The organism is Shinella sp. R2-11, from assembly GCF_055330205.1.
Genome location: NZ_JBVAPC010000004.1, coordinates 25,695 through 38,341, shown reverse-complemented (window position 1 = coordinate 38,341; position 12,647 = coordinate 25,695). Strand labels below are relative to the sequence as shown.

11 protein-coding genes and 1 pseudogene are annotated in these 12,647 nt (G+C 67.8%); 8 read left to right on the top strand and 4 right to left on the bottom strand.

All coding sequences use genetic code 11. The features are described from left to right. The first annotated feature begins 159 nt into the window (after window positions 1–159). Window positions 160–1,020 (top strand): urea carboxylase-associated family protein, encoded by an 861-nt coding sequence (locus ACZ1A1_RS12025; RefSeq protein WP_463620142.1) that lies wholly within the window; start codon window positions 160–162, stop codon window positions 1,018–1,020. Here ACZ1A1_RS12025 and ACZ1A1_RS12020 read toward each other — a convergent pair. Further along, window positions 1,017–1,658, bottom strand: a complete 642-nt coding sequence (locus ACZ1A1_RS12020; protein ID WP_463620141.1) for a Vgb family protein — start codon at window positions 1,656–1,658, stop codon at window positions 1,017–1,019. The two genes, ACZ1A1_RS12025 and ACZ1A1_RS12020, sit on opposite strands and share 4 nt — an antisense overlap. Window positions 1,659–1,691: 33 nt before the next feature. Next, entirely contained in the window at window positions 1,692–2,912 is a 1,221-nt protein-coding gene (locus tag ACZ1A1_RS12015; protein WP_463620140.1) for a helix-turn-helix domain-containing protein, read from the bottom strand. A 274-nt stretch (window positions 2,913–3,186) separates the two neighbouring features. On the opposite strand from ACZ1A1_RS12015, the gene ACZ1A1_RS12010 reads away from it, so the two are divergent. Next, the gene (locus tag ACZ1A1_RS12010; RefSeq protein ID WP_463620139.1) at window positions 3,187–4,398 is read left to right on the top strand and encodes an MFS transporter; all 1,212 of its coding nucleotides are present in this window, start codon (window positions 3,187–3,189) and stop codon (window positions 4,396–4,398) included. A 169-nt stretch (window positions 4,399–4,567) separates the two neighbouring features. On the opposite strand, the pseudogene ACZ1A1_RS12005 reads toward ACZ1A1_RS12010, so the two are convergent. Beyond that, a pseudogene (locus ACZ1A1_RS12005) lies at window positions 4,568–4,756 on the bottom strand (hypothetical protein); the annotation flags it as partial. Between the two features lie 11 nt (window positions 4,757–4,767). Continuing rightward, on the bottom strand, window positions 4,768–4,965 hold the full coding sequence (locus ACZ1A1_RS12000) for a hypothetical protein (protein ID WP_119257101.1): 198 nt from the start codon (window positions 4,963–4,965) through the stop codon (window positions 4,768–4,770). 552 nt (window positions 4,966–5,517) lie between these two features. Between ACZ1A1_RS12000 and ACZ1A1_RS11995 the strand changes: the two genes are divergently transcribed. The 6 genes from ACZ1A1_RS11995 to ACZ1A1_RS11970 all read left to right on the top strand — a co-directional run bounded on the left by ACZ1A1_RS11995 (window position 5,518) and on the right by ACZ1A1_RS11970 (window position 12,556). After that, the gene (locus ACZ1A1_RS11995; RefSeq protein ID WP_313192667.1) at window positions 5,518–6,537 is read left to right on the top strand and encodes an amino acid ABC transporter substrate-binding protein; all 1,020 of its coding nucleotides are present in this window, start codon (window positions 5,518–5,520) and stop codon (window positions 6,535–6,537) included. A gap of 81 nt (window positions 6,538–6,618) precedes the next feature. After that, window positions 6,619–7,767 (top strand): amino acid ABC transporter permease, encoded by a 1,149-nt coding sequence (locus tag ACZ1A1_RS11990; RefSeq protein ID WP_463620138.1) that lies wholly within the window; start codon window positions 6,619–6,621, stop codon window positions 7,765–7,767. Between the two features lies 1 nt (window position 7,768). Then, complete coding sequence (locus tag ACZ1A1_RS11985) at window positions 7,769–8,863, top strand: amino acid ABC transporter permease (RefSeq protein ID WP_463620137.1); 1,095 nt, start codon at window positions 7,769–7,771, stop codon at window positions 8,861–8,863. Then, window positions 8,856–10,304: an amidohydrolase family protein gene (locus tag ACZ1A1_RS11980; protein ID WP_463620136.1), complete on the top strand. Its 1,449-nt coding sequence runs from the start codon at window positions 8,856–8,858 to the stop codon at window positions 10,302–10,304. The genes ACZ1A1_RS11985 and ACZ1A1_RS11980 overlap by 8 nt, the downstream gene beginning before the upstream one ends. A 72-nt stretch (window positions 10,305–10,376) precedes the next feature. Then, entirely contained in the window at window positions 10,377–11,963 is a 1,587-nt protein-coding gene (locus ACZ1A1_RS11975) for a sensor histidine kinase (protein WP_463620135.1), read from the top strand. Continuing rightward, window positions 11,960–12,556 (top strand): response regulator transcription factor, encoded by a 597-nt coding sequence (locus ACZ1A1_RS11970; protein ID WP_463620134.1) that lies wholly within the window; start codon window positions 11,960–11,962, stop codon window positions 12,554–12,556. The genes ACZ1A1_RS11975 and ACZ1A1_RS11970 overlap by 4 nt, the downstream gene beginning before the upstream one ends. The last annotated feature ends 91 nt before the right edge of the window (window positions 12,557–12,647 follow it).

Genomic DNA, 12,647 nt, shown 5'->3' with positions numbered 1-12,647 from the left:
TCCGTTGCTTGAATGCGGGTTTGCCCGCAAGGTTGCTTCTTGCGCAATCCGACATGCCGCGTCGCTGTTTCGATTGCTTTCTGTTGAACAATCATAATAAGGTTATTCAACAAAGTTGAAGCGGGCGTCCAGGCGGTGCCTGCCGAGGAGGAGGATGTCATGAAGCCCAGTCCGATTACGGCGGCTCCTGTGGATGCGGCGGCGCGCAAGGCGGTGAGGCCGGTGGTGTGTTATCCGGTGGAGAGCCTGCCGCGGCCGGATCTTTCGGCCTATCGCGCGCTGCGCGACGACCTGGAGCTGGTCGAGACCATCGTCGTGCCGCCGCGCGAGGCGGCGACGTGGTCGGTGCCAGCGGGGCATTTCTGCCGTATCGTCTGCAGCGAGGGGCCGCAGGTTGGCGACCTCAACCTCTTCAATGCCAACGACCTGAAGGAACGGCTCTATACCGGCAAGACGCGGGCGCTGAACGGCACTCATGTCGGGCTCGGCGACCAGCTCTTCTCCAACTTCCCCTATCTGCGCCCCATCGCCACCATCACCCACGACACGCTGGACTGGTACGGCTTCGACGAATTCGGCGGCGCGGTGCATGACGTGATCGGCACGCGCTGCGATCCCTATACGCACAACCTGCTCAGCCACGGCGGCCAGTATCATCATTGCTGCCATTCCAACCTGACGCGCGCCTTCGCGCAGAAGACCGGCATGGCGCCGCGCGAGGCGGAAGGCTACGTGCACGACGTGCTGAACGTCTTCATGTGCACCGGCTTCACGCGCGACACCGGGCAGTATTTCATGAAGGCGAGCCCGGTGCGTCCGGGCGACTATCTGGAATTCTTCGCGGAGATCGATCTTCTCGGCTGCATGTCGGCCTGCCCGGGCGGGGATTGCTCGTCGGAGCATTCCTCCGATACGGCGGCCTGCCATCCGATGGTGGTCGAGGTCTACAAGGCAAAGGGCCTGCCGAAGGGCTGGGCGCCGCCGCCGGTCAACGGCTACGACGGCACCCACGGGCTTTAACGGTTGTCCCGCGGCCGGCGGACGGTGCGGATCGTGCCGCTTCGCCCGCCGCCGCAGAAGAAGCGGTCCGCCCCGTCGGATTCAAGGCCGGAAACGCCCGTGCCGGCGGGCATGACGATCGTGTCGAGCACGGCGCCGGTTTCGGGATCGATATGGCGAAGGTCGCTTTCGTCTCCCTCCCAGGTGCCGTGCCAGAGTTCCCCGTCCATCCAGGTGACGCCCGTCACCATGCGGTTGCTCCGGATGACGCGGATGACCGCGCCGGTTTCCGGATCGATCTGGTGGATCTGCCGGCTGCGATATTCGCCGACCCACAGCGAGCCCTCCGCCCAGGTGAGGCCGGAATCGCCGCCGTTGCCGGGCGCGGGAATGGTGGCGAGCACCTTGCCGCTTTCGGGGTCGATCCTGTGGATCCGGTCCTCGGAGATCTGGAAGAGGTGGCGGCCGTCATAGGCTGTGCCGGCATGGGCGGCCATGTCGATGGTACGCAGCACCCTGCCGTCTTCGGGATCGACGGCCTTGACGCCTCCATCGGAGGCGAACCAGAGGTTCGTGCCGTCATAGGTCACGCCATGGACCTGTTCCACGCCGGAAAAGGGGCCGTATTCGCGGATGATCTCTGCTTCGCTCCTGGTCATCGTCGTCTCCTCCGGATCGTTGGTCGACCGATCCTAATCGCCCGGCAGGGGACCGGGGAGTAACAAGAGTGTCGAGAAAGCGCCCGGCGTCGGCATCAGCCAGCGCCGGGCGCGGCCGCGCCCGATCGGTTGCACCCTGCCGGCGGCGGAAAGCGCCTCTAGCGCCCGCTGCACCGTGCGGGCGCTGGCGCCGAGCGCGATGGCGAGCGCCGAACTCGACCACGCCTCGCCATCGGCGAAAAGCGCCAGCATGTCGGCATGCGGCTCGTCCAGCGGCGGAGCGAGCACGGCGACCGCGCGATTCTCATGCGGGGCGAGCACGAAGCCGGCCGATGTCGCGTTGATCGCCGCCAAAGGGGCGAGTTCGGCGCGCAGCCGGCCCATTTCCACGCGCAGGCGGGCGCGGTGGGATTCATCGGCATGCCGGGCGCGGAAGGCGTGCAGCAGCAGGGCCTCCCGGCTCGCATCCCGCGGAAAGGCTTCCGCCAGCGTGCGCAGCAGGGAAAAGAGGATGGGCCGCGTGGCGAGCGGGACGATCCTTTCGCCGCAGCGGGCCACATGCCGGCAGGCATCGACGACGAGGGTACCGGTCTTGAAGAGGGCTTCCACGTCCTCCGGCAGCAGCGGCCGCTGCACCCCTCCGGCGATGAGGCGGGCGGCGGGGCTTTGCAGCACCGCGGCCGCGTCCTCGATCTCGCGGATCAGGGCGGGGATACCGGCCTGCCGGGCGGCCTCGGCGGCGCGGGTGAACGCCTCTCGGGCCTCCCGGGTGTGCAGCCGGCGGATGGCTATGCCGGCGGCGGCCAGCTCGTGCGTGGCGCGCAGCGGCGGGGGCAGGGCGGCGGCATCCCGCTTCGCCAGCAGGGCGGCGGCTTCGTCGAGCCGGCCGATCAGCAGCAGGCGGCGGATGGCGAGGGTTTCGGCATGGGCGGCGTTGAGGCGTTCGCCATGGGCATGAAGCGTCGCGCCGGCGGCGGCAAGCGCCTTGACCGGCCAGGCGAGGTCGCGTGCAGCGAGGGCGACTTCCGCCTCGGCGACGATGCAGCGCGCCCGCGCCACCGTCTCGCGCGGGCCGAAGGCGCGGGCGGCGCTCTTCAACAGGGCCTTCGCCCGGTCGAGGTCGCCGAGCTGGGCCATGGCGATGCCGCGGAGCGCCAGCGCCGGGGCGTCGTCGCGCAGCGCCACGCGATCGAGCGCGCCGAGCGGATCGCCCCCGGCCAGTGCCCGCGCGGCGGCAATGATCATCGAGTCCATGCGATTCCCGTCACATTTGTCACTCCCGCTGCGGGGCTGCCGGCGCCTAGTCTTGCCGTGTCGATCCGGAGGAAAGGCGTTTTGCCGGCCGGGTTCAAGCCCATCCGGCGGAAAATGCCGCCGCAAGGCACCTTGCGGACGGGCGCCTTCGGCATCATCGTGGAATTCTTCGCGCGCGATGTCGGGAAGGCCCCTCGGCCGGCGTCTTTCATCCGGGTGGACGAAACGATGCGGCGCGGCCATGGCCCGCCGGTCGGTCCAGAAGGAGATGACCATGATCCATACGCATTATCGCTGGGTGATCGTCGCGGCGGGCGGCCTGCTCGGCTGCATCGCCATCGGCGCCATGTTCTCGCTGCCCGTCTTCCTGCTGCCGATCTCGAAGGATACCGGCTGGTCGGTGACGGGCATTTCCACCGCCATGACCATCGGCTTCCTCGCCATGGCCTTCGCCAGCATGTTCTGGGGCGGGCTTTCCGACCGCTGGGGGCCGCGGCCCGTGGTGCTGACGGGCTCGGTGCTGCTGGCGGCAAGCCTCGCGGCGGCGAGCGTCGCCGCCTCGCTCGTCGCCTTCCAGTTCACCTTCGGGCTGGTGGTGGGGGTGGCGGCGGCCGCCGTCTTCGCGCCGATGATGGCCTGCGTCACCGGCTGGTTCGACACGCATCGCAGCTTTGCCGTCTCGCTGGTCTCGGCGGGCATGGGCATGGCGCCCATGACCATGTCGCCCTTCGCGGCCTGGCTCGTTTCCATGCATAGCTGGCGCACCTCCATGCAGATCATCGCTCTGGTCGTCGCCGTGGTGATGATCCCCGTCTCGCTTCTGATCCGTCGGCCGCCGGCGCTGGAGGCTGGGGCCGCGACGCCTGCCGCCGACGCGCCGCAGGAGGGCATGACGACGGGCGAGGTGCTGCGCTCGCCGCAATTCATCATCCTGTGCCTGACGAATTTCTTCTGCTGCGCCACCCATTCCGGGCCGATCTTCCATACGGTGAGCTATGCCATCACCTGCGGCATCCCGATGATCGCGGCCGTCACGATCTACAGCGTCGAGGGGCTGGCCGGCATGGGCGGCCGCGTCGTCTTCGGCCTTCTCGGCGACCGGTTCGGCGCCAAGCATGTCCTCGTTGCGGGACTGTTCGCGCAGGCCTTCGGGGCGCTCGGCTATGTCTTCACCGGTGGGCTTTTCTCGTTCTACCTCGTCGCCGGCCTCTTCGGCTTCATCTATGCGGGCGTCATGCCGCTCTATGCGGTGATCGCGCGCGAGAACTTCCCGCTGCGCCTGATGGGAACGGTGATCGGCGGCACGGCCATGGCCGGCAGCCTCGGCATGGCGCTGGGGCCGGTCGCGGGCGGGATGATCTACGACACCTTCGCCAGCTACACCTGGCTCTATGTCGGCTCCTGGGGCATCGGCCTCGGCGCCTTCCTGATCGCGATGACGTTCCGGCCAGCGGTGAAGGCGCGCGAGGCGCTGGCGGCGGCGTGAGCCGGAATGCAGGAACCCGCCGCAGATGCGGCGGGTTCGATGGGGAAAGGTTTCTCACAAAGCTGCGTGCCTAGGCGGCTCCAGCCGGATCGCCGATCGGCATGAGGGCGGGGTTGGTCGCCTGCTCGCGCCGGATCCTGCTTTCCTCGTCTTCCGGCTCGTCGTCCGCGGTCTTGCCGGCATCGCGCAGCTTTTCGCGCGAGGGGTCGGCATTCGTCTCGCCGGCGGCGTCGCGGTCGCGATCCGGATCGTCCTTGGCGGGCATGTAGCCGCGGGGGCGGGTGGCTTCGGGGCCTTCCCAGCGGGGCGACTGGTCCGTCGTGCCGGGCGGGCCGGGTTGCGGTTTGTCGATCGTCATGATCGCCTCCTTCAGAAGTTCAGGAACTGCGCGGGGTTCCGGCGGGCGCGCATGAGAAGGTCGAGCTCCCTTTTTGAGGGGCCGAACTTGTCGAAGAGACGCTGGGCCTCCTCCCGCGTCAGCTCATAGGCCGCGCGGAACGATTCCACCGTATAGCGTTCCCCCGACAGCCTTCGATGGTCGGGAAAGAGCTTGGATTGGTCGGGCATCTGCAATCACGCCTAATCGTCATTGACGGTGAGGGAACCGGCAACGGCGGCGATTGTTCCGTGGCGGAAATGGAAAGGTTGGGGAGGATCGGTTCCATGGGCCGACGCCTCTTCCGGGTGCGCGCAAACAGAGACGGGGCCGGAGCATTCGCGCTTCCGACCCCGCTTCCGGGAGAAATCCGAGATGGGCATCATGGCCGCGCAACCGCATCCGGCGGGCCGTTGGCCGCAAAAGATGTCCGACGCAGATTGTATGCGTCGATACCCGATAAATCGTATTTTTCAGCAGCCTTTTTGGCCGCTGGCAAGTCGTTTGCGACCGAAATCCTAACGGAAACGGCGCTGATACGTGGTTGATGCCGATCATACATGGCTTCATGACCATTGTACATCGGCAATTTAGCCCGATTGTCGACATGGTTTGGCGTGAAGTGTTGATGATATTATTTTTACATTGTACACAATAATTGCGGTCTGAAGGATCGCGATGAGGTGGCGGCTGCTGGAGGGCGGTTCGCTACCGCATCCAACAACACCCATGGGAGGGGAAGCATGAAGCAGGCACTTCTTTCGATCTGCGCCGCCGCGCTCGGGCTCGCGATGGCCGGCCAGGCCTCGGCCGCCGGCACGCTGGAAACCGTCAAGGCGCGCGGCAAGCTCATCTGCGGCGTCTCGCTGACGGTGCCGGGTTTCGCCGCGCCCGACGACAAGGGCCGCATGCAGGGCTTCGACGTCGATATCTGCCGCTCGATCGCCGCGGCCGTCTTCGGTGACGGCGAGAAGGTCGAGTTCGTTCCGACCAACATCAACACGCGCTTCCAGGCTTTGCAGTCCGGCGAGATCGACGTGCTCTCGCGCCAGACGACGCACACCTTCTCGCGCGACGCCTCGCTCGGCCTCGATTTCGGCCCGACGGTCTTCTATGACGGCCAGGGCCTGATGGTGCCCAAGTCGCTCGGCGTCACCAGCGCCAAGGAACTGACGGAAGCGGCGATCTGCACGCTGCCGGGCACCACGACCGCGCAGAACATTTCCGACTTCTTCGCCGCCATCAAGGGCAAGTTCGAGCTCGTCGTGTTCGAAAGCCCGGACGAGAACCGCGCCGCCTTCTATTCCGGCCGCTGCGAGGCGATCACCTCGGACCGTTCGGACCTCGCCTCGATCCGCGCCGTCGCCAACAATCCGGACGACTATATCGTCCTGCCGGAAACGATCTCCAAGGAGCCGCTCGCGCCGGCCTTCCGCCAGAACGATTCCAACTGGGGCGACATCGTCTCCTGGTCCGTCTGGATGCTGATGGCCGCCGAGGAGAAGGGCATCACCCAGGCGAATGTCGACGAGAAGCTGAAGAGCGAGGACCCGGACGTGCAGCGCATGCTGGGCGCGACGGAAGAGCTCGGCAAGATGCTCGGCCTCGACGACAAGTGGGGCTACAACATCATCAAGAGTGTCGGCAATTACGGCGAGATCTTCGAGCGCAACGTGGGCGAGGGCACCAGGCTCGGCCTGACGCGCGGCCCGAACGCGCAGTGGACCGCCGGCGGCCTGATCTATTCCCCGCCGATCCGCTGATCGCTTCTCGAAGCGATCTTCCAGGGCGCACGCATGGCGGTGCGTGCGCCCCCTCTTTCCCGATATGGGCGGCGAGGTTTCATGGCTTTCCTGCATGACATGCGCTTTCGCGCCTATTTTTATCAGGTCGTCGCGATCGGCTTCGTGGCTCTTGTCGGCTGGACCCTGTTTTCCACCGCGAGCGGCAACCTCGCCAAGCAGAACATCGCGACGGGCTTCGACTTCCTGACGCGGCCGGCCGGCTTCGTCATCACCGAGGCGGCCATCGCCTTCGAGCCCACCGATACGGTCGGCCGGGCGATCCTCGTCGGCATCGCCAATACGGTGAAGGTCTCGGTGCTCGCGGCCATTTTCGGCACCATTCTCGGCCTTGCCGTCGGCATCGCGCGCATGTCGCGCAATCCGCTTCTGGCGCGCCTGGCGCTCGTCTATGTCGAGCTGCTGCGCAACGTGCCGCTGCTGCTCTACCTCTTCCTCTGGTATTCGCTGATCATCCTCATCCTGCCGCCGGTCAAGCAGGCGCTGAACCTCCTGCCGGGCGTCTATCTTTCCAATAGCGGCCTCGTCGTGCCGGCGGCCTTCGTGGAAAGCGGCGGCCTTGCGCTTCTCGCCTGCCTCGTCGGCGGCGCGGCGGCGGCGCTCGTCGTCCGCAGGGTGGCGACGAAGAAGCGGGTCGCCACCGGCCGGTCGAACCATGGCGGCCTCCTCGCGCTCGCCGCGCTTGTCGGCCCCGCGCTCCTGCTGTGGCTTGCGGGCGGCGTCGCCCTCGACTGGGATTTCCCGACCGTCGGCAAGTTCCGCCTGACGGGGGGGCTGCATGTGCGGCCGGAATTCGTGGCGCTGCTCTTCGGCCTTGCGCTCAGCGTCTCGGCCAATGTCGCCGAGATCGTGCGTGCCGGCATCCAGGCCGTCGACAAGGGGCAGTGGGAGGCGGCGGCCGCGCTCGGCCTTGTGCGCGGCAGGACCATGCGGCTCGTGGTGCTGCCGCAGGCGCTGCGCATCATCATCCCGCCGCTCACCAACACCTATCTCACCGTGTTCAAGAACAGCTCGCTGGCCATCGCCATCGGCTTTCCGGATCTCGTCACGGTCTCCAATATCGTGATGAACCAGACCGGCCAGGCGATGGAGACGATCGCGATCTTCATGGGCGTCTATCTGGCGCTGTCGATCGCCATCTCGCTTCTGATGAACTGGCACAATGCGCATGTCGCGCTGAAGGAGCGCTGAGATGGCCGACGTTGAAGCCCTTGTCCTCGCTCCGCCGCAGCCGGCGCCTGTCGCCGCGCGCCTTGGGAAATTCTCCGCCTATTTCGGCACGCCCGGCAACACGCTGGTCAGCCTTCTTTCCATCGCCGCCATCCTCTTCGTCATCAAGCTCGCCTTCGGCTGGCTGGTGCTCGACGCAGCCTTCTCCGGCGACGGGCAGACCTGCAAGGCGGTCAGCGGCGCCTGCTGGCCGTTCGTTACGCAGAAGCTGCGCTACATGCTGTTCGGCTTCTACCCTTACGAGGAGCAGTGGCGGCCGATGACGGCGCTGCTGCTGCTCTTTGCGGCCTTCGGCTTTTCCATGATGCCGCGCTTCTGGAGCCGGGGATTGCTCCTCGCCTGGATCGTCGTCGTCCTGCCGGTGCTCTATTTCCTGATGGCCGGCGGCGTCTTCGGCCTGACGCCGGTGCCGACGACGAGCTGGGGCGGCCTGCCGCTCTCCTTCACGCTCTCCTTCGTCGGGCTGACGCTCGCCATGCCGCTCGGCATCGTGCTGGCGCTGGCGCGCGCCTCGAAGCTGCCGGCGATCCGGGTGCTGGCCGTCGGCTTCATCGAGATCGTGCGCGGCGTGCCGCTGATCAGCATCCTCTTCATGGCGACGGTCATGCTGCCGCTCTTCATGCCGGATGGCGTGACCATCGACAAGCTGGTGCGCGCGCAGGTGGCGATCATCCTCTTCGCTTCCGCCTATATCGCCGAGATCGTGCGCGGCGGGTTGCAGGACGTGCCGGCCGGCCAGCACGAGGCGGGTTCCTCGCTTGGCCTGCATTACTGGCAGGTCATGCGCAAGATCGTGCTACCGCAGGCGCTGAAGAAGGTCATTCCGCCGATGGTCGGCCTCTTCATCGGCTTCTTCCAGGACACGACGCTCGTCACCATCGTCGGCCTCGTCGATTTCCTCGACACCGTCCGCTCCGCCATCCGCGATCCGGAATGGCAGGGCATCGCGGTGCTGGAAGGCTATCTCGTCGCCGCCGCCGTCTACTTCACCTTCAGCGCCGTGATGGGCGCCTATAGCCGCTTCCTCGAAAAGCATTTCAGGACGACCCATGCCTAGCGCCGTCACCGTCATCCGCAACGCCCGCACCGTCGTCGCCCACGATGCGGCGGCGGGCGGCCACGCCTATCTCGAAAACGCCGACGTCGCCTTCGACGAGACTGGCTTCCTCCATGTCGGCGGGCGCTACGAGGGGCCGTTCGGGCAGGAAATCCCCGGCCGCGACCGCATGGTGCTGCCCGGCCTCGTCAACGTGCATTGCCATTCCGGCGAGGAACCGATCTCCAAAAGCCTCTTCGAGGACCAGGGGACGGCCGCCCTCTGGGGGCAGGCGATGTATGAATATTCGACGCTGATCGAGATCAGCGACGACGCGGTGAAGGCGGCGCTCACCGTCATGCTCGGCGACCTCCTGCGCAGCGGCGTCACCACCTTCGTCGACATTGCCGGCCCGCACGATTGCTGGCTGCCGACGCTGGCGGAAAGCGGCGCGCGCGCCTATGTCGCCCCCGGCTTCCGCGAGGCGGCGTGGCATGTGGAGTGCAGCCACCGCCTCGATTTCCGCTGGGACGCGGCGCGGGGGCGTGAGGCCTTCGCGCGGGCGCTGGAGACGGTCGATGCGGCCGAGGCGCATCCCTCCGGCCGGCTCGGCGGCATCGTTGCCCCGGCGCAGGTCGAGACCTGCTCGCCCGAATTGCTGCAAGAGGCGGCGGAGGCGGCGCGCGGCCGCAAGGTGCCGATCACCATCCATGCCGCCCAGACCATGGCCGAACACGAGGAGCTTCTGCGCCGCCACGGCCTCACCGCCGTGCAATATCTCGAAAGCCTCGGGCTTCTCGGCCCGGACCTCATCCTCGGCCATTGCATCTTCGTCGACAGCCACGGCTGGACGCGCCAGCGCACGGCGGACGACCTCGGGCGCCTTGCCGCCAGCGGCACGAGCGTCGCCCATTGCCCCGTCACCTTCGCGCGCAGCGGCATGGTGCTGCAATCGGTCGGCCGCTATCGCCGCAGCGGCGTAAATGTCGCGCTCGGCACCGACAGCTATCCCTTCAACATGCTGGAGGAGATGCGCACGGCGCTGATCAACGCCCGCATCGCCGCCGGCTCGGTCTTCGACGTCTCGTCCGCCGATATCCTCGACGTCGCGACGCTGGCCGGGGCGAAGGCCCTCGGCCGCAGCGATATCGGCCGCATCGAAAAGGGCGCGAAGGCGGATTTCTCACTCGTCGATCTGAACCATCCCGGCATGCAGCCGGTCCATGATCCGCTGCGCAATCTCCTCCATTGCGCCGCCGAGCGCGCCGTCGCCGCTGTCTATGTCGACGGGGCCTGCGTCATGCAGAACGACCGGCCGACGCGGGTCGACTACGACGGGGCGCTCGCGGAATTGCAGGCGGTGCAGGATTTCGCGGTGCGCCGCCTCCAGGTAAACGATCCGCGCGGCCGGCCGCTCGCCGCGCTCGCGCCGCTCTCGCTGCCGGTGCTGCGGCATCCGTGATGCTGCGGATCGCCAAGGCGAGCGGGAAGCCATATGATGCCCCTCCCGATCCCTGAGCCGGCTTCAATCCGCATGCCTCGACGCCTGACCTTTCTCCGTTCCCCGGCCGCCCTTATCGGCGGTTGGCTGCTGGTCGTCGCGGCCTTCGGCGTCTATTCGGCCGAAAGCCATCGGCGAGCGCTGGAGCAGGAGGTCTCGGAAAGCGGCCGCGCCCTGCAACGGACGATCTCGCAGCGCGTCGCCCAGCACGATGCGCATCTGACGAGCCTCAGTGCCCTCGGCCTAGCGCAGGCGCAGCCGTCGGAGGATTTCGACCTCGTGGCGGGATCGATCCTGCGCTTCTATCCGCGCATCGTCGCCATCGATCTCGTGCGCCTTTCGGCGGGCGGGGAGGCGAGCGTGGTGAGTTCGGCGCGGTCGGCCGGCGGCTCCACCGCCGATCCGGCAGTGGTCTCGAAGGCTGTCGAAGGTCTGGCGGCCGGCAAGGCGATCTATGGGCCGGACGGCCGGCCCGGCCATTACCGGCTGATGAAGCGGATGAACAAAGCCATGGCCGTCAGCCTCGACATCGACGGGGCGAAGCTCGTCGAGGGCGAGGAGCTGCCGCGCTGGGCGGTGCTGACGCTTTCGACGGCGCAGGGGCCGCTGCTGGAGACGGGGGCGAAGCCGCCCGCCGCCGCGCCCTTCTCCCGAACCGTCGCCTTCGAGGCGCCGATCGTCAGCGACACCCAGCCGCTGCGGCTTTCCCTGCAAAGGAACGTCACGCCGGCGCAGCTCGTGCCGCCGCTGCCCTTCGCGCTCTTTGCGGCCCTGTCGCTCGCCGGGCTCGCGCTGGTGCGCTCGCTCCTGCGGCACCGGCAGGAGGCGGCGCTGGCGCGCGAGGCGGCGGACGCGGCCTCCCGGCGCGAGGCGCTGCGCCAGCACGAGACGAAGCTTGCCCATGCGCTGCGCATCAACAGCATGGGCGAGATGGCCTCGGGCATCGCCCACGAGCTGACCCAGCCGCTGACGGCGCTGCTCAGCCAGAGCCAGGCCGGCCGGCGCATCGCGGCGGCGAACGGTCTTTCGGATTCGCCCATCGACACCGTGCTCGCCGCCAATGTGCAGCAAGCCAAACGCGCGGCGGATATCCTCGTCCGGCTGCGCGCCTATGTCGGCAGGAGCGCGGTGGAGGCCGGGGTGCACGACCTTGCCCGCCACGTCGCCGATATCGTCGCGCTCTCGCGCATCGACCTCGACCGGCGCGGCATTACCCTTGCCGTCGACCTTCCCGATGCGCCCGCGCCGGCGCGGGTCGATCCGGTGGAGATCGAGCAGGTCATCCACAACCTCATCCGCAATGCCGCCGACGCGGTGGAACAGGCGGGCAGGGCCGACGGCAGGGTCGCCGTGGTGCTGGCGCCGGAGGGTGCGGGCCATGCCATCACCGTCCGCGACAACGGCGCCGGCATTGCGCCCGAGATCCTGCCGCGCCTGTTCGAGCCGTTCTTTTCCAGCAAGCCGGACGGCATGGGGCTCGGCCTCAGCCTCTGCGAGAGCATCGTCGAGCGCTTCGACGGCAGCATTTCCGCGGAAAACGGCGCGGAGGGCGGGGCGGTCTTCACCGTGCGCCTGCCGGGCGCGCGCGGCATGCGGGAACGGGAGGAAGCCGCGGAATGACGATGGCGCCGGTCTATCTGGTCGATGACGACGAGGGGGTGCGCAGCGCCCTTTCGCTGCTGCTCGGCACCTATGGCATCCGCATCGAGACCTTCGGCGACCCGACCGCCTTCCTGGCGCGGGCGCCAAAACTCAAGCCCGGTGTGCTTTTGCTCGACCTGCGCATGCCCGCCATCACCGGCTTGCAACTGCACGAGAAGCTCGCGGCCATCGGCTGCGACTGGCCGACCATCATCTGCACCGGCCATGGCGACGTGCATGCCTGCCGGCGCGCCTTCAAGGCTGGCGTGGTGGATTTCCTCACCAAGCCGATCGACGAGCAGGTGCTGGTCGAGGCGCTGCAACAGGCCTCAGCCGCGCTCGACACCCGCGCCGAGCGGGCGGAAGCTGCAAAGCTGGTGGCGCTGCTGACCGAGCGCGAGCGCGAGGTGCTCGACATGGTGGGGCGCGGCTGGTCGACGCGCGAGATCGCCGAAAGCCTTGAGCTCTCGCCGCGCACGGTCGATACGCACCGCGCGAACATCGCCCAGAAGCTCGGCACGACCTCGGTCGCCGAATTCGCGCGCTTCGCGATGATCGGGCAGACTCCGTAGTCCTACGGACCCCGCTCCGTCCGTCCACCGATACCGCAAGACGCGGAAATCTCCGAAAAGAGGGCCGTCGCCGCCGATGAGACCGGGCGGC